At 63.3% G+C, this 26,220-nt stretch carries 26 protein-coding genes and 1 pseudogene; 15 read left to right on the plus strand and 12 right to left on the minus strand.

Features of this window, described 5'->3' with window-relative positions:
* Window positions 1-211 precede the first annotated feature (211 nt).
* Together aroQ and H040_RS00260 are read left to right on the plus strand one after the other, a co-directional pair.
* The gene (gene aroQ / locus H040_RS00255) at window positions 212-661 is read left to right on the plus strand and encodes a type II 3-dehydroquinate dehydratase (RefSeq protein ID WP_027919879.1); all 450 of its coding nucleotides are present in this window, start codon (window positions 212-214) and stop codon (window positions 659-661) included.
* On the plus strand, window positions 658-1,506 hold the full coding sequence (locus H040_RS00260; RefSeq protein WP_027919878.1) for a shikimate dehydrogenase: 849 nt from the start codon (window positions 658-660) through the stop codon (window positions 1,504-1,506). Before aroQ ends, H040_RS00260 begins: the two co-directional genes overlap by 4 nt.
* Before the next feature lie 114 nt (window positions 1,507-1,620).
* Here the strand turns inward: H040_RS00260 and H040_RS00265 are convergent, their stop codons facing one another.
* On the minus strand, window positions 1,621-2,160 hold the full coding sequence (locus tag H040_RS00265; RefSeq protein ID WP_027919877.1) for a thioredoxin family protein: 540 nt from the start codon (window positions 2,158-2,160) through the stop codon (window positions 1,621-1,623).
* A complete protein-coding gene (locus H040_RS00270; RefSeq protein WP_027919876.1) occupies window positions 2,150-2,425 on the minus strand; it encodes a DUF2790 domain-containing protein in 276 nt (91 codons plus the stop codon). Before H040_RS00270 ends, H040_RS00265 begins: the two co-directional genes overlap by 11 nt.
* Before the next feature lie 221 nt (window positions 2,426-2,646).
* On the opposite strand from H040_RS00270, the gene H040_RS00275 reads away from it, so the two are divergent.
* The 4 genes from H040_RS00275 (at window position 2,647) to H040_RS00290 (ending at window position 5,936) form a co-directional block, all read left to right on the plus strand.
* Window positions 2,647-3,387 carry a response regulator gene (locus H040_RS00275; RefSeq protein ID WP_027919875.1) on the plus strand — a complete coding sequence of 247 codons (741 nt, stop codon included), beginning with the start codon at window positions 2,647-2,649 and terminating at the stop codon, window positions 3,385-3,387.
* Window positions 3,384-4,667 (plus strand): sensor histidine kinase, encoded by a 1,284-nt coding sequence (locus H040_RS00280; protein ID WP_027919874.1) that lies wholly within the window; start codon window positions 3,384-3,386, stop codon window positions 4,665-4,667. Before H040_RS00275 ends, H040_RS00280 begins: the two co-directional genes overlap by 4 nt.
* A gap of 144 nt (window positions 4,668-4,811) precedes the next feature.
* Window positions 4,812-5,432, plus strand: a complete 621-nt coding sequence (locus H040_RS00285; RefSeq protein ID WP_027919873.1) for a ferric reductase-like transmembrane domain-containing protein — start codon at window positions 4,812-4,814, stop codon at window positions 5,430-5,432.
* Between the two features lie 15 nt (window positions 5,433-5,447).
* A complete protein-coding gene (locus H040_RS00290) occupies window positions 5,448-5,936 on the plus strand; it encodes an HvfX family Cu-binding RiPP maturation protein (RefSeq protein WP_027919872.1) in 489 nt (162 codons plus the stop codon).
* A 35-nt stretch (window positions 5,937-5,971) separates the two neighbouring features.
* On the opposite strand, the gene H040_RS00295 is transcribed toward H040_RS00290, so the two are convergent.
* The 7 genes and pseudogenes from H040_RS00295 to H040_RS00325 form a co-directional block, all read right to left on the minus strand.
* Window positions 5,972-6,670: an HvfC family RiPP maturation protein gene (locus H040_RS00295; protein WP_027919871.1), complete on the minus strand. Its 699-nt coding sequence runs from the start codon at window positions 6,668-6,670 to the stop codon at window positions 5,972-5,974.
* Entirely contained in the window at window positions 6,651-7,487 is an 837-nt protein-coding gene (locus H040_RS00300) for an HvfB family MNIO-type RiPP peptide maturase (RefSeq protein ID WP_027919870.1), read from the minus strand. The genes H040_RS00295 and H040_RS00300 overlap by 20 nt, the downstream gene beginning before the upstream one ends.
* Window positions 7,488-7,597: 110 nt before the next feature.
* Window positions 7,598-7,867: pseudogene (locus H040_RS00305) on the minus strand (HvfA family oxazolone/thioamide-modified RiPP metallophore); the annotation flags it as partial.
* A 122-nt stretch (window positions 7,868-7,989) separates the two neighbouring features.
* Complete coding sequence (locus tag H040_RS00310; RefSeq protein WP_027919869.1) at window positions 7,990-8,544, minus strand: DUF4174 domain-containing protein; 555 nt, start codon at window positions 8,542-8,544, stop codon at window positions 7,990-7,992.
* 196 nt (window positions 8,545-8,740) lie between these two features.
* Window positions 8,741-13,303, minus strand: a complete 4,563-nt coding sequence (locus tag H040_RS00315) for an NEL-type E3 ubiquitin ligase domain-containing protein (RefSeq protein ID WP_081784319.1) — start codon at window positions 13,301-13,303, stop codon at window positions 8,741-8,743.
* A gap of 78 nt (window positions 13,304-13,381) precedes the next feature.
* Entirely contained in the window at window positions 13,382-15,742 is a 2,361-nt protein-coding gene (locus tag H040_RS00320) for a DNA polymerase II (RefSeq protein ID WP_027919868.1), read from the minus strand.
* Between the two features lie 34 nt (window positions 15,743-15,776).
* Window positions 15,777-16,961 (minus strand): MFS transporter, encoded by a 1,185-nt coding sequence (locus H040_RS00325; protein WP_027919867.1) that lies wholly within the window; start codon window positions 16,959-16,961, stop codon window positions 15,777-15,779.
* Window positions 16,962-17,079: 118 nt separating this feature from the next.
* Here H040_RS00325 and H040_RS00330 point away from each other — a divergent pair, with 118 nt between their 5' ends.
* A complete protein-coding gene (locus H040_RS00330; protein WP_027919866.1) occupies window positions 17,080-17,976 on the plus strand; it encodes a LysR family transcriptional regulator in 897 nt (298 codons plus the stop codon).
* On the opposite strand, the gene H040_RS00335 is transcribed toward H040_RS00330, so the two are convergent.
* Complete coding sequence (locus H040_RS00335; protein WP_027919865.1) at window positions 17,957-18,877, minus strand: LysR substrate-binding domain-containing protein; 921 nt, start codon at window positions 18,875-18,877, stop codon at window positions 17,957-17,959. The two genes, H040_RS00330 and H040_RS00335, sit on opposite strands and share 20 nt — an antisense overlap.
* 161 nt (window positions 18,878-19,038) lie before the next feature.
* Here H040_RS00335 and H040_RS00340 point away from each other — a divergent pair, with 161 nt between their 5' ends.
* From H040_RS00340 to H040_RS00375, 8 genes are all read left to right on the plus strand, one after another.
* Window positions 19,039-19,821, plus strand: a complete 783-nt coding sequence (locus H040_RS00340; RefSeq protein WP_027919864.1) for a YqcI/YcgG family protein — start codon at window positions 19,039-19,041, stop codon at window positions 19,819-19,821.
* Between the two features lie 2 nt (window positions 19,822-19,823).
* Window positions 19,824-20,453: a LysE family translocator gene (locus H040_RS00345; protein ID WP_027919863.1), complete on the plus strand. Its 630-nt coding sequence runs from the start codon at window positions 19,824-19,826 to the stop codon at window positions 20,451-20,453.
* Between the two features lie 34 nt (window positions 20,454-20,487).
* Window positions 20,488-21,582 carry a hypothetical protein gene (locus H040_RS00350; protein WP_027919862.1) on the plus strand — a complete coding sequence of 365 codons (1,095 nt, stop codon included), beginning with the start codon at window positions 20,488-20,490 and terminating at the stop codon, window positions 21,580-21,582.
* Between the two features lie 156 nt (window positions 21,583-21,738).
* Window positions 21,739-22,428 (plus strand): hypothetical protein, encoded by a 690-nt coding sequence (locus H040_RS00355; protein ID WP_027919861.1) that lies wholly within the window; start codon window positions 21,739-21,741, stop codon window positions 22,426-22,428.
* Window positions 22,429-22,606: 178 nt separating this feature from the next.
* Window positions 22,607-23,308: an AzlC family ABC transporter permease gene (locus H040_RS00360; RefSeq protein WP_033696442.1), complete on the plus strand. Its 702-nt coding sequence runs from the start codon at window positions 22,607-22,609 to the stop codon at window positions 23,306-23,308.
* Window positions 23,305-23,619 (plus strand): AzlD domain-containing protein, encoded by a 315-nt coding sequence (locus H040_RS00365; protein ID WP_027919859.1) that lies wholly within the window; start codon window positions 23,305-23,307, stop codon window positions 23,617-23,619. Before H040_RS00360 ends, H040_RS00365 begins: the two co-directional genes overlap by 4 nt.
* Window positions 23,616-24,452, plus strand: coding sequence for an AraC family transcriptional regulator (locus tag H040_RS00370; protein ID WP_027919858.1), 837 nt, complete (start codon window positions 23,616-23,618; stop codon window positions 24,450-24,452). The genes H040_RS00365 and H040_RS00370 overlap by 4 nt, the downstream gene beginning before the upstream one ends.
* A gap of 71 nt (window positions 24,453-24,523) precedes the next feature.
* Window positions 24,524-24,751 carry a hypothetical protein gene (locus H040_RS00375; RefSeq protein WP_027593874.1) on the plus strand — a complete coding sequence of 76 codons (228 nt, stop codon included), beginning with the start codon at window positions 24,524-24,526 and terminating at the stop codon, window positions 24,749-24,751.
* A 48-nt stretch (window positions 24,752-24,799) separates the two neighbouring features.
* Here H040_RS00375 and H040_RS00380 read toward each other — a convergent pair whose 3' ends face one another.
* Together H040_RS00380 and H040_RS00385 are read right to left on the minus strand one after the other, a co-directional pair.
* Window positions 24,800-25,285, minus strand: a complete 486-nt coding sequence (locus H040_RS00380) for a copper chaperone PCu(A)C (RefSeq protein WP_027919857.1) — start codon at window positions 25,283-25,285, stop codon at window positions 24,800-24,802.
* The gene (locus H040_RS00385) at window positions 25,285-25,893 is read right to left on the minus strand and encodes an SCO family protein (protein WP_027919856.1); all 609 of its coding nucleotides are present in this window, start codon (window positions 25,891-25,893) and stop codon (window positions 25,285-25,287) included. Before H040_RS00385 ends, H040_RS00380 begins: the two co-directional genes overlap by 1 nt.
* Between the last annotated feature and the right edge of the window lie 327 nt (window positions 25,894-26,220).

The raw sequence follows: 26,220 nt of genomic DNA on the forward strand, positions 1-26,220 counted from the left end.
CGTCCTCGTCGGCGGGCGTTGGCGAGGAACTGTAAGGACGGGCGGTTATCGGGGCGGTGGCGTGAAAATTACAATTCTGTAATCCGGCTGGCAACGTAAACAAGTCCGATAATCGCCCACTTTGCCCTCCTGCGACAGCCGACCCAATTGACGGAATTAACCACCCGGTACAAACATAGAGGCATTCAACAACAACAAAGCGATGCCCGTCATGACGCCCCTTATTCTCGTGCTCAATGGCCCCAACCTGAACATGCTGGGGACCCGCGAACCCACCCAGTATGGCCATGAAACCCTTGCCGACCTGGCCCAGGGTTGCGCCGACACTGCCCAAGCCCACGGCCTGGAAATCGAATTCCGCCAGACCAACCACGAAGGCGAACTGATCGACTGGATCCACGCCGCCCGCGGTCGCTGTACCGGTATCGTGATCAATCCCGGTGCCTGGACCCACACCTCGGTGGCGATTCGCGACGCCCTGGTGGCCAGCGAACTGCCGGTGATCGAAGTACACCTGTCCAACGTGCACAAGCGCGAACCGTTCCGCCACCTGTCATTCGTTTCGTCGATAGCCGTCGGCGTGATCTGCGGCCTGGGCAGCCATGGCTACCGCATGGCCCTGAGCTACTTTGCCCAGATGCTCCAGGAGCCACGCGCATGAGCCAGCCTGCCATCCTTGCCGGCCTGATCGGCCGTGGCATCCAGCTGTCGCGCACCCCTGCCCTGCACGAGCACGAAGGCGACGCCCAGCACCTGCGCTACCTCTATCGCCTGATCGACGCCGACCAGCTCCAGCTCGAAAACAGCGCCCTGGCACAGCTGCTCGATGCTGCCCAGCACACCGGTTTTACCGGGCTCAACATCACCTTCCCGTTCAAGCAGGCGATCCTGCCGCTGCTCGATGAGCTGTCGGACGAGGCACGCGGGATTGGTGCGGTGAATACTGTGGTGCTCAAGGACGGCAAGCGGGTGGGTCACAACACCGACTGCCTGGGCTTTGCCGAAGGCCTGCGCCGCGGCCTGCCGGATGTGTCGCGCCGACGCGTGGTGCAAATGGGTGCTGGCGGCGCCGGCTCGGCAGTGGCCCATGCGCTGCTGAGCGAAGGGGTCGAGCAACTGGTGCTGTTCGAAGTGGACGCGGCGCGCGCCCAGGCGCTGGTCGACAACCTCAATGGCCATTTCGGTGCGGGTCGAGCGGTACTGGGCGAAGACCTTGCAGGGGAAGTGGCCGAGGCCGATGGCCTGGTCAACACCACGCCGGTGGGCATGGCCAAATTGCCGGGTACGCCACTACCGGTGGAGCTGCTTCACCCGCGCTTGTGGGTGGCTGAGATCATCTACTTCCCGCTAGAGACCGAACTGCTGAAAGCGGCGCGAGCGCTGGGTTGCCGCACGCTGGATGGCAGCAACATGGCGGTGTTCCAGGCAGTCAAGGCGTTCGAGCTGTTCAGTGGCAAACCGGCAGACGCCGAGCGGATGCAGGCGCATTTCGCCAGCCTCTCCTGACAGACCGCAACACCCTTTTCGCGGGCAAGCCCGCTCCCACAGGTTCACCGCAGGCATTGAAGTCGGCGTTTCACCTGTGGGAGCGGGCTTGCCCGCGAAGGGGCAAACACCGATCTAACCTTTTTCATCCAGCAGCGCCTGTATGACTTTCTCCTGCCCGGCATAGTCACCCTCACCAAAGTGCACATGCCGCACCTGCCCCTGGCGATCGACAAAGTAGTGCGCCGGCCAGAACTGGTTACCCCAGGCATTCCACACGTGGTAATCGTTGTCCACCGCCACCGGATACGCGATACCGAGGCGGGCCACTTTGCTCTTCAACTGGCCCACATCATGCTCGTAGTCGTATTCCGGCGTATGCACCCCCACCACCACCAAGCCTTGGTCGGCATAACGCCGCGCCCAGTCGTTGACGTGCGGCAGGCTGCGCTGGCAGTTGATGCAGTCCCAGGTCCAGAAATCCACCAGCACCACCTTGCCCTTGAGCGCCTGGCTATCCAGCGGCGGCGAGTTGAGCCATTGGCTGGCCCCGGCCAGCGACGGCATGGCGCCGTAACGTTCGCGAGCCATCAGTTGCCCTCCGGCCAGGCCCAGGCCAACCAGCGCCAGGGCCACGCCCCCCACTTTCAACAACAGCCGACGATCAGTTGTCATGGCAACCGCTCGTGGCGTAGGTGCGGTATTCAACGCTCTCTTTCTGGCCTTTTGAATCGAGGTAATCCATGCGGGTCTTGACCGGGCCACAGGCGTTGCTCTGGTCATCTTTCACCGACAGCACTTTCTGTACGTCCAGATGGTCGCCGTAGCGGTAGTGCATCACGCTGGCATCGTTCATCGATGTGGTGCTGGCATTGGCGGCAACGGCCGCGAAGCTGAGCACGGCGAACAGGCTGGCGCTGGCGATAGTCTTGAAGTTCATGGCATGTCTCCTTTGCAACACTTTCAGGGGTGGGGATCAGTGCTCCCCGGTTGCTAGCCATTTCACCCCTGCCAGGTATCTCGCATGTGTCGCCTTATCCTGTGATCTGCTTCCTCCTGTATCTGTAGCCGGTGCAGATACACTGCAATACAAAACCCCACAGGCAAGCCGCAACGCGCTCGGTACACTGCGCCCACTCCCCCTGAACAGGAACACCGCGAATGGAACATGTCGATCACATCCTGATCGTCGACGACGACCGTGAGATCCGCGAGCTGGTCGGCAACTACCTGAAGAAAAACGGCCTGCGCACCAGCATCGTCGGCGACGGCCGGCAGATGCGCGCATTCCTCGAAGCCAACAGCGTCGACCTGATCGTGCTCGACATCATGATGCCCGGCGACGACGGCCTGCTGCTGTGCCGCGAGCTGCGCGCCGGCAAACACCGCAACACGCCGGTGCTGATGCTGACCGCGCGCAATGACGAGACCGACCGCATCATCGGCCTGGAAATGGGTGCCGACGACTACCTGACCAAACCCTTCTCCGCCCGCGAACTGCTGGCCCGTATCAATGCCGTACTGCGCCGCACACGCATGCTGCCGCCCAACCTGACCATCAGCGAAAGCAGCCGTCTGCTCGCCTTTGGCCAGTGGCGCCTGGACACTACCGCCCGCCACCTGCTCGACAGCGAAGGCACCCTGGTGGCCCTCAGTGGCGCCGAATACCGGCTGCTGCGCGTGTTCCTCGACCATCCGCAACGGGTGCTCAGCCGCGAACAGCTGCTGAACCTGACCCAGGGCCGCGAGGCGGACATCTTCGACCGCTCCATCGATCTGCTGGTCAGCCGCCTACGCCAGCGCCTGGGCGACGACGCCCGGGAGCCGAGCTGCATCAAGACCGTGCGCAGCGAGGGGTATGTGTTCTCACTGGCCGTGCAACTGCTCGAGACGCCGTCATGAAATGGCCACGCACCCTGGCCTCGCGCCTGGCGTTGATCTTCATCACCGGCCTGGTCCTGGCCTATGGTCTGTCGTTCAGCCTGCAGGCCTACGAGCGCTACGTCAGCAGCCGCTCGATGATGCTCAGCCACCTGGAACAGGACGTCACCACCTCGCTGGCCATCTTCGAGCGGCTGCCTGCCGACGAGCGCGCCAGCTGGCTGCCGCGCCTGGAACGTCACACCTATCGCTACCGCCTGGACCAGGGCCAGGCAGGCACTCAGATGGCCAGTGACGACCCGCCCATGGCTGCCGAATCGATCGTCAAGGCGATCGGCGACCGTTACAAGCTGCGCTTCCAGGCAATACCCGGGCCGACCCAGCACTTTCAGGTTCACCTGCACCTGGCCGACGGCGCGCCGCTGACCATCGATGTCACTCCCACGCCGGTGCCGGTGGCGAGCTGGTTGCCGCTGGTACTGCTGATCCAGCTCGGCGTGTTGCTGTTCTGCACCTGGCTGGCAGTGCGCCTGGCTATCGGCCCGCTGACACGCCTGGTACAGGCGGTGGACGACCTCGATCCGGACAAGCCCGGCTTACAGCTGGACGAAAGCGGCCCACGCGAAGTGCAGTACGCTGCCGTAGCCTTCAACGCGCTGCAGGCACGTATCGCCGCTTATTTGAAAGAACGCATGCAATTACTCGCGGCCATTTCCCACGATCTGCAAACACCGATCACACGTATGAAACTGCGGGTCGAGGTCATGGAGGATGGCAGCGAAAAGGACAAGCTCTGGCATGACCTGGACGCCATGGAGCACCTGGTGCGCGAAGGCGTAGCCTACGCCCGCAGCATGGACATCAACACCGAGGCGCCCTGCCGGATCAACCTCGATGCCTTCCTCGACAGCGTGGTGTTCGATTACCAGGACAGCGGCGCCCAGGTGGAGCGCCACGGAAATACCGGCAGCCTGCTGGAAACCCGCCCGCATGCGTTGCGCCGCGTGCTGGTGAACCTGGTGGACAACGCCCTGAAGTTCGCCGGCAAAGCACAGCTTGAAGTCAGCCGCGAGCGGGGCAAGACGCTGATACGGGTACTCGATGAAGGCCCCGGGATCCCCGCCGAAGAGCTGGACGAAGTACTCAAGCCGTTCTACAGGGTAGAGAGCTCCCGCAATCGCAGTACCGGCGGTACCGGCCTTGGGCTGGCCATTGCCCAGCAACTGACGCAAGCCATGGGCGGGCGATTGACCTTGAGCAACCGCAAAAGTGGCGGGTTGTGCGCGCAGATCGAGCTGTAACGACAGACGCGGCGGCCTGTACGGGCCGCCTTACAGCCTCAAGAGCTACAGTCCGATACACAAAGCCGCTTTCACCGACACACTGCAGATACCCATCCCCCACACACTCCCGGTCACACAACGACACCCCGGGAGACCTCACCCATGAAGCCGCTCACCCTGCCCTCCGGCTGGAAGCTGTTCGCCGCCTTGGCCGGACTGACCCTGTGCATGACCGCCGCGGTACTGCTCAGCTATCCGCCCGGTGCCGATGGCCTGCGCAGTGCCATCCGCGCCACTGCACGCAGCTCTTTCGCGCTGTTCCTGCTGGCGTTCCTGGCCTCGTCACTGGTCACCTTCCTGCCTGGCAGCGGCAGCCGCCGGTTGCTCCGCGAGCGGCGCTACGTGGGTCTGGCCTTTGCCTTCTCGCATACCGTGCATGGCCTGCTGATCTACCGCTACGCCCAGCAATTCCCTGAGCTGTTCTGGGCCGGGCGCACGGTCACCACGAGCCTGCCTGGCAGCATCGGTTACCTGTTCCTGCTGTTGCTCACCCTGACCTCGTTCAAGGCGCCGATGCGCCTGCTCGGCGGGCGCGCCTGGAAAGCCCTGCACAGCACCGGCATGTGGGTATTGGCCGGGGTGTTCTGCCTGTCGTTCTACAAACGTATCCCCATGGGTGGCTGGTACCCACTGGCGTTCGCCCTGATGTTCAGCGCCATGGCCCTCAAGCTCACCGCCAAGTTGGCCCAACAGCAGCGCCGCACTGCTTCTGCCCTTTCCTGAAACGAGATGACCACCATGACCACACTGACCCGCACTTTCATGACCTTCGATCGCGTCGGCAGCTGGAGCGCCGACCTGCCGTTGCGGCTGTTCCTGGCCTGGGAGTTTTTCGAGTCCGGCTGGGAGAAATTCAACGGCAGCAACTGGTTCGACGATCTGCAGGCTAACTTCCCGTTTCCTTTCAATGTGCTGCCGGCGGAGTTCAACTGGCAGTTGTCGATGTGGGCGGAGCTGCTGCTCCCCCTGCTGCTGCTGCTTGGCCTGGGCACAAGGCTGGCATCGGCCGGGCTGATGGTGGTGACCGTGGTGGCGATTGCTGCAGTGCATTGGCCCAGCCACTGGTCAACCTTGGCAGAACTGGCCCAGGGGTATGCCATCACTGACCAGGGCTTCGGCAACTTCAAATTGCCGCTCATCTATCTGGTAGCCCTGCTGCCGCTGGTGCTCAAAGGCTCAGGGCGCTTGAGCCTGGATCACTGGATCAGGAACCGCGTAATGGGGTAAGGACCAGAGGGGCTGCCAGGCAGCCCCTTCAGCCGTCATCGCGTACCGATGACGACACCCTGGTCACGCAGGTTTTCGAGGAGCGCCCAGCCCTCCTGCTGATCCGCAGCCAGTGCACGCAAACGCTCCCGCCCCGTGCCCTGAACCTGGGTCAGCAAACGGTAGGCCATGGGCGAAAGCCGGGCAAAACGCACCTGCAATGCGGCATCGCGATAGACCAACAGCAAAGTCGGCAAGGCAGGCGGCTCAACCGGCTGATACGCCGGGCCGATGCGCTCCACTGGCCAACGATAGGCCAGCACCCTTGCCGTGTTCGATAGCAACGGCTCGCCTTTCAACAGGTCACCGTGCGGATCATGGTCAGGATCCTGGGCATCGCTCAGGTACAACTGCGATTCGATCAGCTCATAGTGGGCCAACTCCCGCTGCCAGGGGGTGTCTGGCTCGATGCCTTGCAGATAATCGACGAAGGCATCCGCGACCCGGGTTAACAACGGCGAGCGGCAGCGGTAGTTGGCGTAGAAGTCATGCACTCGCGCATGCCAGCACTGATCACCCAGTGTCTTGCACAACACCGGAAAACTCCCCGCCAGCAACGCCTCGATACCACCGTAGAACAATTCCCTGTACAGCTTCAGACGCCGGTCTTCGAGACCGACCGGTGGCGCATGGCGTTCAGGGTCTCGCAGGTGACGAGCCAGGCAGAGTTGCTGTTCACGCAATACTTCGTGCATGCACCACCTCCTGCTGCACGGTACGAATGTGCGCAACTTCTGCCAGCAGCTCGTCCATGGATGGGTAATTGAAGTCGCGTTCGAGCACGGTAGGCTGGATGCCAAAACGTTCGCAGGCACTGGCGAACAGTGCCCAGACCTGCGGCTTCACCGCTGCGCCGTGGGTGTCGACCTTGAGGTCGGGCGCTTCGTCATGGTGCCCCGCCAGATGCATGCCCGTGACCCGCTTCACGGGAAGCCCCTGCAGAAATGCCAGTGCGTCGTACCCGTGGTTGCAGGCATTGACGAAGACATTGTTGACGTCCAGCAGCAGTTCGCAGTCTGCCTCGTCGAGCACCGCCCGAATGAACGCCAGCTCCTCCATCGCCTGGTAGGGGGCGGCGTAGTAGCTGATGTTTTCGATGGCTATGCGCCGTTGCAGCACATCCTGCACCTGGCGAATACGCGCGCTGACGTGCCTTACGGACGCTTCGGTGAAAGGCAGCGGCAGCAGGTCGTAGAGGTGACCATCATCGCTGCAGTAGCTCAGGTGCTCGCTGTAGAGGTGTACCTGATGATGGTCGAGGAACCGGCGGATCTGCTCGAGCAGTTCACGATCCAGTGGCAAGCTGCCGCCCAGCGACAGCGACAGGCCGTGGCAGGCCAGGGGGAAGCGCTCGGCCAGCTGTGCCAGGCCCCGGCCAAAGGCGCCACCGACACCAATCCAGTTTTCCGGGGCACATTCCAGGAAGTCCACTGCACCTGCGTCCAGCGCCAGCAACTCGGGCATCAGGCTGCGACGCAGGCCGAGACCGGCGTGCATGGGCGTGGTTTTCATCTTTGAGTCTCCATAACAAGCACAATGCCCCGCCTGACCAGCAGGCGGGGCGTTGCCACATCTCTCAAGGATTCGGTTAAGGATTAACCTTCAGCGTGGTTGCCACTGCCACCACATTTGCCTTCACCGCACTTGCCTTCGCTTTTGCCGGCCTTGCCACTGCCGCCACATTTACCTTCACCGCACTTGCCTTCACTCTGGCCGGCCTTGGCGCTGCCACCGCACTTGCCCTCTGCGCACTTGCCCTCGCCCTGGGTCTTGGCCGAAGCCAACGCGTAACCCTGGGACAGAGGTTCGACAGCGAACGCCTGGCTGCCGATGGCCATGCTGCCGATAAGCGCAGCGCCGAGCAGCCCGAGTTTGTTGCATGCTTGCGTCATGGTGAAGCTCCACTTGGGGTGAGAATGTGGAGCCATTCAACCGTTCAGGGGAATGGGCCGATATCGCCTGATTCGGCTGCCCATGTAGGACACGGCCAACCGTTCGGGAAGGTCGCCGCCACTCAATCTTCCAAGGGTTTAGGCGGGGCGGCAGGTTTGGCCGGCTTCGCCGGCTTGCTGTCCTTGGCCTTGGGTTCAGGTGCGGCCGCCGCTACGGGCTCTGGCGCACGCGCGGCCTTTTCGCTGGCTGGCAGCTCGTCGACGGCCTTGAAGATCAACTGCGGGTCGATCTTCTCGCCGGACTCATCATCCTTGAGCACGTGACGCTCACCGTCCATACCCACCAGGATCACCTTGGTACCCTTGCTGGCACCCAGCTTGAGCTCGCGAATAAGGGCCATCGTAGTCTGCTGTTCAAGGTTCTTGTCTTCACGCTTGCCCATCATCTGGGCAACGCTGAACAGCACCAGGTTGCGCTCTTTGAAACCCGCCTGGGTAGCAGGGTCCTTGAGAGCTTCATTCAACCCTCGCAAGGTGGGGTCGGCACTGCTTGGTGCGATAACGACCAATGGCCTGGCCTTGCCAAGCTCCTTGGCCAGTGGCGCGTCACTGTCGGCAGCAAACAGCGGACCGGCGACAGCGAGCAAGGTGGCGAGGGTCAGTGACCGGAAGAGCATGCGAATCTCCTTATTGTCCCGATATATCAATGACTACAGATCATGGAGAAAAATCCGATCTGGAGCCTAAACCACTTCGAACAAGGGATGGCCAGGGAAAAGTAACTGGTAATTTCCAGCCCGCCCCTGGCCAATGACGCCGCTGTCAGCCGCTGCTGCCATCGATATAGAGCATAGCCCAAAGCCGTCACCGGTATCAGCGCGCCTCGATGGCAGGGTCGTCTGGCCCGACTTGCAGCGCATTGAGCGTCAGGTCGAGCATCAGGCCACGCCGGGCTGCACGTTGTTCCCCAAGGATGGCATCGGCATGCAGGCGGCGGGTTTCATCCGTCAGCGTGTCATCGTCCAGCACGGCATCCAGGCGCCGCCGGAAAGGCCTGTCGAGCTGGAGGAAACGTTCGGGGTGGGCACGCTCCAGGTACGTCTGCCAGAATGTGCGGTCGACCATCGAGCGAGCAATTTCTTCCTGCGTCTGGTTTTCCTCTACCCGCGCGGCGGCTCGCTCCAGCTGCTCATCGGTTACGCCCGCTATTTGCCCAAAACTCATATCCCCGACTTCAATGGGCAGGTTCAGCCGAGTACGCAAGCCGACGCGATAGGCAAGCCCTACCTCGCTTTCATCAGGGTTGCCACCGCGTTGGAGAATGTCCTGCAAGGCAATTCGGTCGACTTCATCCAGGCGCCAAAGGCGTACTCCAAGCGCCAGCAAAGCCTGCTCCGTATTGCCCCGCACATCGGTGCGCGCCCGCCAAACCAGCACATTCAACTCAAGATTGCTCAGGCACCAGGTGGCGCCGTCCTGGCAGCCCCACTCATCATTGGCAACAGCCAACAGTTCTTCACGCAATGCCGGCTCCGTAGCCATCGCCTGCAGCAGCGCAAGTATCCGCTGGGCGAGCGCCTGGGCATTGATCTGGAAATCGGCGGACTGCAACAACTGCTGCAGCACGCGAAAGAAGCGGTTCGCAGGTTCGCCAACGTCCACCGCTTCCCAAGCCGCGATCATTACACCGCGGTAACGCGGGCCGATGGCGTCGCCCCACACTCCGCGCGCCCGTGCGTACTGCTCCTGGAGCAGCGCCTCGTCAACTGGCAGGAAAGGCGCGAACAGTGAGGCCTGAAGGCGCAGCGACTCAGCTTCGCTCAGAGGGTTTCCAGCTAGCCTGATGCGCCGGCGTATGTCGATGGGCAAGCGGAAGAATTCCTCCGGAATCTGCCGGATACGATTCTCCCGCATATCCATGAACAAGAGGTTTGCACGGCTGTTGAACGCATGGGGGAAATGCGTAAGCCCGGTGCTGCGCAGGCTCAGCCAACGCAGCGAGGCCAGGCCATTGAGGGTGAATGTACGCCCCAGCGGGTTGAACGACAGGTCGATGTACTCGAGGGTCGAGGCGCTGGCCAGTGTGGCGGCCTGGCTGATGGTAAGCACGATCTGGTTGTCGGTCAGGCTCAACTGCCGTAAATGCGGCATCTGCAGCAAGGGCTGCGGTAACCGGGTCAGCAGGTTGCCACCCAGGTCCAGGCTGCGCAGACGCGGGAATGCCAGGAGAAAACTCTGCGGAACCTCTTCAAGCTGCAGGCGTAGCAATGACAGGTCGGAGACATGGGGGAAACTTACCTGGGCCGGGAGTTCCGGCAAATCCCCGACCCGGTTGTTGTAGATGACAATCCGGTAGTTGTCCTCAGTGTCGATGTGGGACTCTGCATCCGTAACCATTCGCCGCCAGCCGTTGATCAACGTGTCGCGTACATTGCCCCGATCTTGCTGCGTTTCACCTTCGGCCTGCGCGACCCAGGCACGGAGCACATTCTGCAGCACTGTGTACTGCTGACGCAGGGCCGACAGTACATCCTCTACCGGGCGCCTCGAACGCTGGACATTGGCTGCCCACGCCGCCACTTGTTCATCGCTGAACGAAGGGTACAGATCACGCAACATCGCTGCCAAGGACCTGTTGGCACGCCTGGTCCTGGTCCCTGACGAATTGCTGCCACCCAAGGGATAACCCAGCCGCCCCTGCGCCCAGCGCTGTGGCGGGCGAAAAGCACCGGGGCGCAATGGGCTGAGCACACTTACCACCTCGGCTCGACGGCGGATGGCTTCGCGCGCCAGCATCACTCGCAGATTGTGCGCAAAAGGGTCGCCAATCTGCATGGCCTGGCGCTGCTGTGACGAATAGGCGGCGGCCATCACCTCGAACAGCTCTCCCGCATTGCCCTGCGCAAGCCCTTGCCCATCGATCAGTTGGAAGGTGCCATAGGCGTGCACCAGCGCGAATGGCTCGACACCTTGTTCGGTCGCCAGCAGCAGCGGCCCGTTCATCGAACCTTCGAACAGACGCCAGCGTAGCCCTTCTGCAGCACCAGGCAGATATTTGAGAAGCGCGAGAACCACGCGTGCCAGGTCAGCGTTTTGTGGGGTGTCCAGGAAGAAGGCTTCGAAAACCCTGACAGCGCGGGTGCTGGCGGCACTGCGCCTGGCCGCCTCGGACAGGCTCAACGACACGCGGCCAGTTTCCAGCAAGCGCCGCCGATCCTCACCACTGGCCGCCGCCAGCAATGCCTGCGCAGCACGCGGATGCAAGCTGGGGAACATTCTGCGCAGGGTGGCACTTGCCGTACTGTCGCTGGCCTGCACGGCATCATACAGATGGCCGAGCAGCGTGCGACGCTGCGTCCATACCAATTCGGCCAAGGCCTGGTCGGATGCCTCGCTTGCCCCCGGCAGGCGCCGGGCATGCTGCAACACGGTGACATCCTCGACTTGCTGGCCTGCGCGCAAGCGGTTAACAAGCTGCCTGATGCGCTGCGCGAGCCGGCAGCGCTCGGCGGTATCGAGCATGCCCGGCTCCGGGGCACGACCGTACACATGCAAGGCGCGCAGGTGCTCTGCCTCCAGCCCGTGGATGTTCAGCACCTCGTCGATCTGTTCGTCGCTCATCTGGTTCAACGGTTCACCCAGCCGACGGAACATCCGCCGAGTGTCATCCCACTGCGCGGGCTGCTCGCTCCACACCCGCCAGGCACCCGCGCCATTGTGGCGCAAGGATGGCCCATTGCCGTCGCGCGGTCGCAGTTGCCATTGGCCAGGGTCAGCTTCGACGACGGGGTAATGATGCCCATCCATTTCCACCCATGCAGCCCCGTCCAGGCGCAGGATGCCCAGGGCATCACGCGATGCCGCAGCGCTTGGCACGCCAGAACGGTAAGGCGCCAGGTCCTGCTGCCAGAGCTTGACGCTGCCGTCTTCCAGGCGTGCGGGCAGCATGGCATCGACCACCGCCGAACGTGACCACACACGCTGCACCGCGGTAACACCAACGACCGCGGCTGCGATCGTCGCCAGGTCGATGGCGACATTGCTCAGGTGCTCCAGCGCCTCCTGCGCGTCCTTTTCGTGCAGCGCCTCAAGGCCATGGTAGACCTCACCCATCACCTCCCACACGGTCAACGCAAGCAACCCCAGACCGATGCCTGGCACGAAAAGCCCGGCAACGTTTAGCAACAGCCAACCTTCCGCAGCCAGACGCTGGTCGTGGGCACGCTGGGCGTCGCGATCCAGACGCGCCACGGGCATGGCGATCGTCGCCGCGTCTTCTTTTATCTGCCTGATACGCGACTGGGCGAGTCTAATGAACAATGGGGCTGGATAAGGCCGCAACTGCGGCTTCAGGTCGAAGCTGGCCCAGACCGGCAAGTCGTCGAAAACGGGAACCGCCCTGCCAAAGAAGGCCTGGCTGTCACGCCGAAGCACGAACCGGCTGAAAAAGCCCTGATAAGACTTGACGCGTAAGCGGTGTCCCAGCTCACGGTTGAGCGCGTTCAAACTGTCGAATGCAGTCCAGGGAGCGACCGGGTCACCGGGTATATACATCAGCAAGCGCCGGGTGGTGTTGAACAGAACGCCCTGATCAATCACTTCGAGCACCACCACCTGCTCCAGCGTGCAGCCCAACAGGGTCAGGCGCCTGGGCTCGACCAGATCGCCGGCAAGGCGCAGCAGAACGCCTTCACGGCACATGGCTGTCAACAGCCTGAGTTCACTATCATCCAGGCGACCGTCCTGCCTGGCCTTGTGTGCGTCCACCAGCATGGCATGACGGCATGCGTCCACCAGCAACGTCTTGACGCTTTGGCTGTCATCCGCAGGCTCCAGGATCGAATCGAGGTGACGCTGGTAACGCTCGCCCAGGTCCAACTCACGGCACAGGGCTGCAAACTCGATAGCCGTCGGTAATCTACCGCTGACCCGACAGGGCACAAGCAGACGGTTGCCTGCGGGTTGCCCACCCGCCTGGGTCTGATCCGCGGTGAAATTGCGCAGCACCACCTCCAGCAATGGTTTTTCTTCGTACACCACTTCAGTCAGGTGGACGCCAACCGGTTGCGTGTTGATCACCGGTTCGCGTCGGCCTGCAATGAACCGCATCCGATGTGCATTGCACCTGAGGCCATGTCGCTCGGCGAGCGCGCGCTCCAGTGCCGAAGCGACGAACCGATCGATGCCCTCGATGCGTGCCAGCAGCGTGTTCAGGCGCTGGCGGCAATTCAGGCTGCTGGCAAGCGCCTGACTGAGCACAGGCCATTGGTCGACCGGCACTTTTCGTATCCAGTCGGGCAGGCGTTTGCCAATGACCTCGTCCTGAAATGCCTCGCTAAGCTGGTGCCGAGAGAGAAACCGCTGCGTGTCGGCGTGCAATGCAACGGTAGCTGGGGTATCGCCATTCGGCGGAGTGTCGGGTGGTAAGGCGCCCATGTTCGCTGCTTCCTGAAAGAAAGCAGCCAGCCTATGTCGAGCACCTTGGGCGAGGTGCCAGATAGCTAACGCCCGCACTCAGAACAAGAGCAGTTGCCGGTCTGTCAAAGCCGCGAAATCATCACCGACAAACGGCAGAATGGCATCTGCCACCGGCTGCAGTTGACGGCTCAGGTAGTGCTCGTAGTCGATTGGCGACTGGCGATTCTCCATCGGCTCAGGGCCCGCCGTGGTGATGACGTAGCTGATCCAGCCGCCATTCTGATATTGCCGGGCACGGCCCAGGCGGCTGTTGTATTCATCGGCCAGGCGCGCCGCACGTACATGGGGGGGGACGTTGCGCTGGTAGTCGGCCAACGGGCGACGCAGGCGCTTGCGATAGATCAGCAGCTCATCCAGCTCACCGGCCAGGGTCTGCTGCACGAAGCCGCGCACATAGTCGCGATACGGCTGGCCCCGGAACACACGCTCGTACAGCGCCTGCTGGAACTGACGGGCCAACGGCGACCAGTCGGTACGCACCGACTCTAGCCCCTTGTAGACCATGCCCTCGCTGCCGTCTGCACGCTGCACCAAGCCGGCGTAACGCTTCTTGCTGCCCTCCTCTGTACCGCGGATGGTCGGCATCAGGAACCGCCGGTAATGCACCTCGAACTGCAGTTCCAGCGCACTTTCCAGCTTCACGGTTGCCAGCAGGTGCTCGCGCCACCACTGGTTGACCCGCGCCACCAGATCATGGCCGATACGCGCCGCCGCCTCTTCGTCATGGGCGCCCTTGAGCCAGACGAAGGTGGAATCGGTGTCGCCGTAGATCACCTCGTAACCCTGCGCTTCGATCAGCGCGCGGGTCTGGCGCATGATCTGGTGGCCACGCATGGTGATCGATGAGGCCAGGCGTGGGTCGAAGAAACGGCAACCACTGGAGCCGAGCACGCCGTAAAAGGCATTCATGATGATCTTCAGCGCTTGCGACAGCGGCGCATTGCCCTCGCGTTTGGCCGCTTCCCGGCCTTGCCAAACGCGCTCGACGATGGCCGGCAGGCAATGCTCGGTGCGCGAAAAGCGCCCGCCGCGAAAACCTTCTACCGAATGCTCGTCATCGGCCAGTCGCAAGCCTTCGACCAAACCGACCGGGTCGATCAGGAAGGTGCGGATAATCGAGGGATACAGGCTTTTGTAGTCGAGAACCAGCACCGAGTCGTACAGGCCTGGGCGCGAGTCCATGACGAAACCGCCGGGGCTGGCTTCCTCCGGGCGGCTGCCAAGGCTGGGCGCGACAAAGCCCATGCGGTGCATGTGCGGGATATACAGGTGGCAGAATGCGGCGACCGAACCGCCACTGCGGTCCACCGCCAAGCCAGTGACCGATGAACGCTCCAGCAGAAAGTCGAGCAGCCGGGTGTGGGCGAAGATGCGCGTGACCAGCTCGCAGTCCTTGAGGTTGTAGCGGGCAAGCGCAGGCTTGTCCTCGGCGAAGCGGCGGTTGATCTCGTCCATGCGCTGGTAAGGCGTGTCGATGGCCTTGCCTTCTCCGAGCAAGGTCTGCGCGACGCTTTCGAGGCTGAACGAGGGAAAGCTCCAGGTCGCCGAGCGCAGCGCTTCGATGCCGTCGATCAGCAGGCGCCCTGGGGCATCGGCGAACACGTGGCCACCACCGGCATGGCTGCGCAAGGTCATCGGCGCGCCGTTGCGCCCCAGTGCCAGCGGCACTTGCAACAGCTTGGCGTGCTCGTGCAGCAGGCGCAGGTCGAACTGGATCAGGTTCCAGCCGATGATCGCATCTGGATCGTGCTCGGCCAGCCATTGGTTGAGGCACACCAGCAACTCGGCACGGTCGGCACAGTAGCGCAGGTCGAAATCCAGGTCGCCGGCTTCGCCGTTGGGCGGGCCGAGCATGTACACCTGGCGCTGGCCACAACCTTCAAGCGCGATGCTGTAAAGCTCGCCGCGTTCGCTGGTCTCGATGTCCAGCGACACCAGGCGCAAGGTTGGGCGGTAGTCCAGGCACGGCTTGAGCTGGGCGTCGCAGTACACACCGTGCTCATCCACCTTGCCGGTGAACTGCACCGGGGCGGTGATGAAGCGCTCCATCAGGTAGCGCTCCGGGGGGCGGATATCAGCCTCGAACACATCGATGCCGGCGGTACGCAGGCGCTGCTCCAGCTGCATCAGCTGACGGTGCTGGCGGGTGTAGAGGCCGAGCATGGGGCGCTGGTCAAAGTCTTTCAAACGCAGCGGCTTGAGCTGCGCGCCCGCTTCCTTGGCCAACAATACCCGAGCGTGTTCGGCCTGCGCCTGCGGGATGAAGGCCACCGATTCCTGGGGGGCCAGGCGCAATAGCCGTGGCCCGGCATCTGTGGCCAGCCAGAATTCCACACAGGTGCCATCGGGCGTGTCATGCCAATGCCGGGTCAGGACAAAGCCCTGCTGCAACTCCACCGCGTCGACCTCTGCTGAAAAAGACGATTCTACGCTAGCGCGGCCCCGCCACGAAGCCGCTTCTGCGCGCTGCCAGTACCACCAGCAAGGCGATTGCGACCAGTGCCAACACTACACTGCCGAACGCCTCGACGCCCACCGCGGCCAACAACAGGCCACCGACGATCCCGCCCAGGGCAATGGCGCTGTTCCACACCGTCACCAGCATCGACTGCGCAACATCGCCCCCCTCACCCGCCGCATCGGCGCAGGCGGTTTGCAACAGGGTCGGCGCGCCGCCGTAGGTCACCCCCCATAGCGCAACGCTCAGGTAGATGGCCCATGGCCAGGCCTGCCCCAGCAACAGGGTAGCCAGGGCAAACCCTGCCAGACTCAGTACGACCAGCGTGCGCAGGTGGTGATCGACCAGCAGGCCCACCAGGCCGATCCCAGCCAGCGCCGAAAGACCGAACAGCATCAGCACCTGGCCGATATCGGCCGCCATGCCCGCTGCGGCCAGCAACGGCACGATGTAGGTGTAGAGCATGTTGTGGCCGAGGATCCAGGTGAGGATCACCAACAGCACCAAGGCCACGCCTGGCGTACGCAGTACCTGAAACGCTGATGGGCGCTTGCCGGAGGCCTGCCCTGGATAATCAGGCACAGCTTTGAGCACCCACGCCACCAACAGCAGCGCCACCAGCGTGACCACGGCGAAGGTGGCGCGCCAGCCAAGCCCCGCTCCCAGCCATGTGGCAATCGGCAAACCCAATGACAGCGCAATCGGCTGGCCGAGCATGGCCACGGCCATCGCCCGCCCCTGCAGTGCTGCTGGCACCATGCGCCGGGCATGCCCGGCAATCAGGCCCCAGGCCAATCCGGCAGCGGCGCCGGTGAGAAAGCGCAGCAGCAGGGTCAGGGTGTTGGAAGGCGAGATGGCGGTCAGGCCGTTGAACAGCACAAAGCCGACAATGGCCAGCAAGAGCGCTCGGCGCCGGTACCAGCCTTGGGTCAGGGTCACCAGCGGGATGGCTGTCAGCAACGAACCCAGTGCGTATGCGGTCACCCATTGCCCGGCCATGGCCTGGCTGATGTGCATGCCATCGGCGATCTGGTCGAGCAGGCCCGCCGGGAGGGTCTCGCTGAGGATGGCGATGAAGCCGGTCATGGCCAGCGCCAGCAGCCCGCTCAAGGGCAGGCGTTCGGCGCGGGTCAGAGAAGCAGTGGATGTCTGGGACATTGCAGGATGCCTTGTGGTTTCGATCAAGGCCGACAGTCTGCAAGGCCCCAGATTGCGGAAAAAGACGGTTACAATGCCGCTCACCCAGGACGTCGGTGTCCGCAATCAGGAGCGCACAATGGACAGCCTCAGCGGCTTCATGGTCTTCAATCGGGTCGCCGAAACCCGCAGCTTCGTCGCCGCCGGCCAGTCGCTGGGGATCAGTGCCTCGGCCGTGGGCAAGCGTGTGGCGCGCCTTGAGAGTCGCCTGGGTGTACGCCTGTTCCACCGCAGCACCCGCAGCATCACCCTGACCGCCGAGGGGACGCTGTTTCTCGAGCGCAGCCGGCGCATCCTGGCCGAGATCGAGGCCACCGAACAAGAACTGTCGCAGGCCAGCGAAACACCACGCGGCCGCCTGCGCGTAAGCCTGCCTCAGGTGACCGGGTTGGTGATGCCGGCCTTGGCCGAATTCATGGAACGCTACCCAGAGGTGGAACTGGACCTGGAGTTCACCGACCGCATGGTCGATATCGTCGGCGAAGGCTTCGATGTGGTGATGCGCGGCGGCCAGCCGCTGGACTCGCGGCTCAATGCCAAGTTTCTCGGGCACTTCCAGCACTGCCTGGTGGCCTCGCCCGAGTACTTGCACACGCGTGGCACACCGCTGCACCCGCGCGAACTCGGCGCACACAGCTGCCTGCACTACCGCTTCCCCAGCAACGGCAAGCTGGAAACCTGGCCGCTGCGCCAGGAGCACCCGGAACAGGGCTACGACATCCCCATATCGATGGTCTGCAACCATGTCGAGACGCGTATCTGCTTCGCCCTCAACCACCGTGGCATCACCTGCCTGCCAGACTTCAGCGTGCGACGCGAGCTGGCCGCTGGCACCCTGGTGAGCGTGCTTGACGGCTTCATCGAACGGCGCGGCAGCTTCTACCTGCTGTGGCCGTCCGGGCGCCACGTGCCACCCAAGCTGCGGGTGTTCATCGACTTCATGCTGGAGCGCGTGTTCAGCCGTACAGGTAGTTGATGTCCTTGTAGCCCAGCGGCGGCACCTGGCCGAGCAGGTACTCGCGCAGCTTGTGCATCTGCCGCGCCTTGGGGCTGCTCTTGAGCCAGGTCATGTAATAACCGTCACCGGTCGACACGGCATGCTTGTACGGCGTCACCAGGCGCCCGGCAGCGAGGTCGGCACTGGCCAGCACCAGGTCGACCACCGAAATGCCCAGGCCTTGCTGCGCAGCCGAAATGCCTTGGTCGAGGGTATCGAACACCTGGCCCTGGTCGATGCTGATGTCCAGCGCATCCATGCGCGCCAGCCAGCGCCGCCAGTCGCGGCGGTCCGGTGACGGGTGCAAGAACTCACATTGGCGCAGGTCGGCCAGCACCGGTTGCGCTTGTGCCATGTAGTCCGGGTGGCACACCGGAATCAGCCATTCATCGAACAGCTTGACGCTCTCGACATCGGCCGGAAAACGGCCGTTGGCCAGAAGAATGGCGCAGTCGTAGGGCTCGGAATAGAAGTCCACCGAGTCGATGTCCATCCACACGCTCGACAGCTGCACGCTGCAGTTGTCTTCGAGCTTCTTGAAGCCGTCCAGCGCCCGCAGCAGCCAGCGCACGGTCAGTGTCGAGGGGGCTTTCAAGCGCAGCCCGTAGCGGTCCTGGCGCAGCAGCGCACAGGCGTTTTCGATGATCTTGAACCCGACCTTCAACTCTTGGGCCAGCAACCGCCCATGTTCGGTGAGGCTCAACTTGGGGCCGCGGCGCTCGAACAGGTCGCAGCCGAACATGGACTCGAGCGTCTTGATGTGATGGCTGACCGCTCCCTGGGTCAAGGCGAGCTCCTCGGCGGCGCGGGTGAACGAGCCGTAGCGCGAGGCCACCTCGAAGGCACGCAGGGCGTGCAAAGCTTGAATCCGTTCCGACATGACGCCCTCGAAGCATGAGTAAGACTAATAGTAGGTCATAGTTCCACGCGTTTTACAACGTGAAGAGCGTCTCAGAAAATGCAGGTAAATAACAAAGATAAGTAACCAACCTGCCTGCATATGAGTGGAACTCTCTCTTACTTGAATCTCCTGGGGAAATCATGTTTACGGTTTATGGAAACTGCTATCGCCTGGATGCGCTAGAGCTGGCCGATGAACATGTACGGAACTCTCAGCACTGGACGCACCAAACCATACAACATTTTCGCAACGTACTCGCCAATCCCGACTTCCCTTGCCTGTTCGGGCGCAAAGCGGTAGCCGGCGCATCCTGCCACATCCTCTTTGCCCGTGCCGAGCAACTGGCCGATGACATCGCCCAGGGCCTGGCCGAGTATGTCCGCACCATGACTCCCGTGCCGATCAAACAGCGCATCGGCAGCCCCCTGGTGGTGTTTCTCGAGACCGCCGCCGACAGCAGCCTGGCCGAACAACAGGCACTGGCCTGGAAAGTACTGCGAGGGGTCCACGCCCGTGACCCGCATCCCTGGCCACAGGCGATCCCCACCGACCCGCACGACAACGCCTGGTCGTTCTGCTACGCCGGCATGCCGCTGTTCATCAACATGAACTTCCCCGGCCACCAGCAAATGAAAAGCCGCAACCTTGGCCCGCAGATCACGTTCGTCATCAACCCGCGGGAGAACTTCGACGAAGTGGCCAACGCCAGCACCGAAAGCGGCCAACGTATACGCGCTCGCATTCGTGATCGCGTGCGCCATTACAACGATGGGGTGATGCCCGAAACCCTGGGCTTCTTTGGCCAGGACGACAACTTCGAATGGAAGCAGTACCAACTTCAGGAAGCCGGCTCGCTCAATCCGTCGCGCTGCCCCTTCCATGCCCACGCCCATGCGACACCTGACACTCTGATCGAGAACTGACCGTGAATACCGCACTGACCCTGACTTACGCACTCACCGTCCTGCTGTTGATCGCCACCCCGGGCCCGGTGGTGGCGCTGATCGTCAACACCGCCGCGGCCTCCGGCTCGCGCAAGGCCATTTTCACCGCCGTCGGCACCAATTGGGCGTCACTGGTGCTGATCGGCGCCGCTGCGTGGGTCATCCTGACCAGTGCGGCCATCGACAAGGCCTGGCTCAGCGGCATGAGCCTGCTGGGCTGCCTGTTCATCGGCTACATCGCCGTCGGCACCTTGCGCGAGTGCCTGCAGGCTCCTGCCGTCGAAGAGGCCAATATCCCGCCAGCCAAGGCCGGGCGCGGTGGCTTGTGGCAAGGCTTCATGGTGGGCATTTCCAACCCGAAGGACATCATCTTCTTCATCGCCTTCTTCCCGCAGTTCATCCAGATCACCGAATCGTTCGGCAAGAGCATGGTGGTGCTGTCGCTGTTGTGGGTGCTGATCGATTTCGCCGTGCTCAGCCTTTACATCTTCGCCATCGGCAAGATCACTTCGCAGCGCAGCAACCGCATGATTTCCTTGGCCTCGGGAGTCGTCCTGCTACTGATCGCCGCCGGTGGTCTGGCCTATAACCTCAAAGAACTGGCGGGCTGACAGCCCTGGCTACGCCAGCCAAGAAGGAGCGCCCATGACACCGTCGGTAACCGCCACACACGTTCCGGGCCTCACTTCGCCACTGCATCAGGACTACCAGCGCTTTCTGCTGCTGGGCAACCGCCGCGCACCGCACACCCTGCATGTGCACGAGAGCGGCTACCGCTCGGGCACCATCAACACCGATGCCCTTGGCCTGCGCTACAGCCATTGCGCCGGCAAGCGCTTCTCCGCCGCCGAGCGCGGCGGTGCACCACGCATCAACCTGCTGGTCGGCGGTTCGACCGCCATGGGCATCGGTGCCAGCTCCGATGAACATACGGTGGCCTCGCACCTGTCGATGCTGACCGGTGAGGTATGGCTGAGCCTGGCCGGCTGCGGTCTCAACGCCAGCCAGGAGCTACTGATGTTCCTGACCCACCAGCACCGCTTCGGCGAAGTGGGCCATGTGGTGCTGCTCAGTGGCCTGAACACCTTGGCCCATGAAGCCCTCGGCGAAATCCTGGCCGGCGCGCATGACCCACAACAGGCCAAGGCGCACCAGGCTTACCTGAACAGTTTCAACGAGGGCATGCCGCCGGTTGGCCCGGCTCGCCGGGTGTCCCTGTTGCAACGCCTGGGCCAGGCACTGGCGCCGCGGCGCAACGAACCTGCCCCCGTCTGGCCGCTGTCCGCCCCGGAAAAACGCCTCGCTCGAGCGGCCGACAGCATCGGCCGCACCTTGCGCCAGTGGGAGCGGATGCTGGCTGACAGCCACGCCACATTGACCTTTATCCTTCAACCTTTGCTGCCCTGGTGCCGGGAAACCTTGCCAGCGGGTGAACACGCGATGCTGGCCGCACTGCAGCGGCAACCGACGAACTTCGATCGCCTGCTCGAAGGCGCATTCGACAGCCAACTGCACATGGCCTTCTTCCGCCGCATCAAGAGCCAGGCGGACCCCGTGCCCTGCTACGACATGAACAGCATGCTCAGCAGCTCGCCGGTATTCGGCGCCGACCTGTTCGTCGACCGCCTGCACCTGAACGACCTTGGCAACAATGCACTGGCCAAGGTGATCACCGCCAAACTGGGGCTGACCCAAGAGCGACACGCCCAACGCAAGGTCACACCGATCACGCGGGTCTGACAGCCGACCGTCGGGGTTTCGGTTTCAGCCTGCGGTTGGCTAGAATACCCCGTCGTTCCGATTCGCCCGAGGCGTACGCGTAGTTGTGATCAATCTTCAAGCCGCCCATCCCTGCCTGGCAGCCTGCCGGCTCCGTTCGTTGCTCGGGGCACGCCTGTGAGCCGTGTCGCGCTGGCACCGGCCCTCTTCATCGCGCTGGCCCCGGCGGCCGTGAACGCGCTCGAAGTTCGCATCGATCCACACGCCGACCTGCTTTACCGCCAGGCGCTGCCGCTGCTGGAACAGGCCGACAACCAGGACGACAACAGCACCCTGCGCACGGCCATGGGTGGCGACCCAGAGCTCAATCGCCAGGGCCGGGCAATGGCGCAAACCTTGCCGACGGCGGTGGCCTTGCTGAAAAAGTCGGTAGAGCTTGGCCATCCGGTGGCTCAATATCGCCTGGCGCTGTACTACACCACCTACCTGCCTGCAGCACAGATCGCCGATGCTGCCTGCCCACTGCTGGAAGCCAGCCTGAACCAGGGCTTCGCACCGCCGGCAACAGCGATTGCTGCCTGGTGCCCACCCTACAATGCCAGCCCGGCCTACCGCGAAGCCCTCGAAGCGGTCCCGAGCATGGCGACGTTGTACGCCCCCTACTACCCGCAGCCGGCCACACGCCTGGCCTGCAGCCGCAGCCACCCGCAGGGGTTGCAGATGCAATGGGGGCGCCAGCGCGACTACCAGGCCGAGGTCTACCGGCTGCTGGGTGACCTTGATCCACAGCATCGCCAGGCACTCCTGCAGAAGGCCGTGGACATCAATGGCTGTGTGGCAGCGCAGCAACACTTGAGCAAGCGATAAACGCCTGCCCCGGGGCCCTTACCGGCTATCGCCGCTCCTGCAGGTTGAAGCCTGCGCTGTAGGAGCGGCTTGAGCCGCGAAGGGGCCGGGACAGGCAGCAAACAAGCAAGATCGTTCAAGCCACCCGCCCCACGGCTCTGTCATGCTGCCCTACCTCGCAAAAAGTGTCGCAGCCATCATGCCCAGCAGTCCCCCCGTCGCCCGCCAAGCCTTCCTGCACGGCGCCATTGCCATCCTGCCGCTGTCCCTGGCGGTCGCCCCTTGGGGCCTGCTCGCCGGCTCCATGGCCATCGAAGCCAACCTCAGCGCCTGGCAAGGCCAGGGCCTGTCGGCGATCGTCTTCGCCGGTGCCGCGCAACTGGTGGCCATCGGCATGCTCAAGGGGGGGGCCAGCCTGCTGTCGATCCTGCTCACCACCCTGCTGCTGACGTCCCAGCACCTGCTCTATGGCTTGTCCATGCGCCCCGTGCTGTCGAATCAACCGTTGCGCTGGCGGCTGGGCCTGGGCTTCCTGCTCACCGACGAATTCTTTGCCCTCACCAGCCACTATGACCAGCAGCAGTTCAACCGCTGGTACGCACTCGGCGTGGGCCTTACCTTCTACATCGCCTGGAACGTGTTCACCCTGGCCGGCATCGTGCTGGGCCAGAACATCCCGCACCTCGATCAACTGGGCCTGGACTTCTCCATCGTCGCTACCTTTGTCGCGCTAATCGCACCACTGGTGCGCAACCTCGCCACCGTGCTGTGCGTGACGGTGTCGCTGTTCTGCTCGGTACTGTTCAGCTATTGGCACTGGGAAACCGCACTGGTCGCGGCGGGCTTGCTGGGCATGGCCGCAGGCTTCATCTGTCAGAAATTCACCGGAGGCCGAGCATGATCTGGCTGCTGATCTTTGCCATGGGCGCAGTGGTATTTCTCAACCGCTACGCCTTCCTGGAGCCGCGCCTGCCCCTGCGCCTGAGCTCCAACGCCCGGCAGTTCCTCGGCTTTGCCGTGCCCGGCATGCTCACTGCGATCTGCGGGCCGATCATTTTCTTGCCTGGGCACCAACTCGACCTGAGCCCGCTCAACCCCTACCTGCTCGGCGCGCTGGTGGCCGTTGCGCTGGTACTGTTGACCCGTAGCGTGTTGCTGAGCATGCTGGTGAGCATGTTGATCTTCTTCCTGCTGCGCAGCTGGCTGGCATGAGCACGCCCCTGCGCGAACAGACCCACCTCTGGCAGGCGCCGGCCCTCGGTGACGTCGAGATGCTGCACGCGCGCTATTTCCAGCAGCGCTTTGCCCCACATGTGCATGAAGGCTACGTGTTCACCGTGATCGAGTCGGGCGCACAGCGCTTCTGGCACCGCGGCAGCGAGCACTTGGCGCCGGTTGGCAGCATGGTGCTGATCAACCCGGACGAACTGCACACCGGCGCCACCGCCCACGAAGCCGGCTGGCGCTACCGGGGTTTTTATCCGGAGCATGAGCGGGTAACCGGCGTGCTGGATGAATTGGAACTGGGCCGCAACGGGATGCCGCGTTTCAACGACAGCGTGATCCAGGACCCAGCCCTGGCGCGGGCTTTCAGCCAGTTGCACCAGCTGTCGGAAGCCGGTGCCAGCGCCTTGGAGCAACAAACCGCCTGGCGCCAGGCGGTGCTGGCGCTGGTGCAGCGCCACGGCCACTGCCCTGAACCCACAGCCCCCGGCTATGAACCGCTGGCAGTGGCACGCGCGCGGGAATTGCTGGAAAGCCAGTTGGCGAACCCGCCGTCACTGGAAGCCCTGGCCGCTGCGGTCAACCTTTCGCCATTCCATTTTGCCCGGGTGTTCCGCCAGGCCACCGGCCTGCCACCCCACGCTTGGCTGAAGCAGCGGCGTTTGGCACGGGCAAGGGAGTTTCTGAAAAGCGGGTTGGCGGCCTCTGACGTGGCGTTTGCGCTGGGTTTTGCCGACCAGAGCCACTTGAGCCGGCAGTTCAAGCAGGCGTATGGCGTAACGCCGGGCGCCTACCGCAGCGCCTGCCTGCACAGCGAGTAGCTGCGACCCCAGGCCTCAGGCAAGCCCGGCAGCCACTGCTACACTGACAGAGCAGAACGGAGGATCCTGCCATGTCCGAAAGAGAGCTCACCACCCTGATATCGCTGATGAACCAGCGCCAAGCCTGCCTGAGCAGTGCCTGCAAGGAAATTGCCGACTGGATCGACCGCCAGGGCGATGTGCCCGCTGCGGGCAAGATCCGCGCCAGCCTCAAGGCGTTGGAGGCCGATGAGGCCCAGGTCCGCAAGACCCTGACCTCGCTGACCCTCGACAGGCCGCTGCCACGCTTTCGCAGCTGAAACGCGCAGCGCAATGAAAAAGGGCCGCTGATGCGGCCCTTTCGATGGTCAGTGGCTCATGTGCATGTGATCGTGCCCGCCGGCCTCGGCGTTGAGCGGGCGGACATCTGCCTGCACCTCGACGGTTTCCTTGGCGCCCTTGGTATCTTCGATGGTCAGGGTCAACGGTACTTTCTCGCCTTCCTTCACCTGCTGGGTCAGCCCCATCAGCATCACGTGGTAACCCTTGGGGTCCAGGCTGACCTGCTTGCCCGCTGGCAGCTCCACGGCCTTGACTTCCTTCATGCCCATCACGTCGCCGTTCATGGTCATCTCGTGCACCTGCACGGTCTTGGCCACCGGCGAAGCCACGCCGACCAGCTTGCTGTCGGTGCTGGCGGTCAGGGTCATAAAGGCGCCGGTGGACGGCTGGTGCGGCACGCTGGCGCGTACCCAGGCATCGCTCACGGTAGTCTGGGCCAGGGCTGGCAGGGCCAGGCCCAGCAGGGCGATGGCGGCCAGGCCGCGCTTGATTGGTTGCAGTGATACAGCCATTAGCAAATCTCCATCAGGGTAGCCAGGTCTTCAGCGCATTCCTTGGCATTCAGCGAATGGCCCAGGCTCAGGCGCAGGGTGCCACGTGTATCGTAGACGTAGCTGGTGGACGAGTGAGAGAGGGTGTAGGTGTCACCGGCCGGGACCTTCTCGTAGAACACCTTGAATTCCTTGGCCACCGCGGCGATTTCTTCCGGGGTGCCGGTCAGGGCGGTGAACGACGGGTCGAAGGCCTTGACGTAGGCATCGAGCACTTCCGGGGTGTCGCGCTCCGGGTCCAGGGTGATGAACACCACCTGGAAGATCTCGCGGTCGCGGCCCCTGAGCAGCTTCTTGATCTGTGCCGCACGCGCCAGGGTGGTCGGGCAGACGGCCGGGCACTGGGTGAAACCGAAGAAGATCATCGGCATGCTGCCGTAGAAGCTCGACAAGGTGCGGACATTGCCCTGGGGGTCCTTGAGGCTGAACTTGCGCCCAAGGATTTCGTTGCTCATGTTCTTGCCGTACTTGAACTCGAGCCCTCGGGCCGGGTTGCAACCTGCCAGCAGGCCGAGCCCCAGAACGCCCATCCCGGCGACAACCGCGCGCCGGGTAAACTGATCATTCATGAAACCATCCTTTAAAGGGAAGGTGCCAACCCTCGGGGCGGGCCGGCCGAAAAACCGGGGCATTCTGGCATGACACCCGGCGAGCTTCTACCCGACCAAGGCGGAGACGGCCCGCAGCCCTTTAAACACGGGCTGCGGCCTGTTGTCGCAGGGGTTGAATCCGTAACACTTTGTTGCTAGGCCTTGACCCGTCGCGATCTTTGTAAGAGCGGCCTCGTGTCGCGAAACGACCGCATGGCGGCCCCAGCAATATCCGCTTCGCCGCCGATATCCCGGGGCTGCCGCGCAGCCCTCTCGCGACACGAAGCCGCTCCTACACAATGACCG

Origin of the sequence: Pseudomonas sp. URMO17WK12:I7, from assembly GCF_003269045.1 — a bacterium.
Lineage (GTDB): Bacteria > Pseudomonadota > Gammaproteobacteria > Pseudomonadales > Pseudomonadaceae > Aquipseudomonas > Aquipseudomonas putida_J.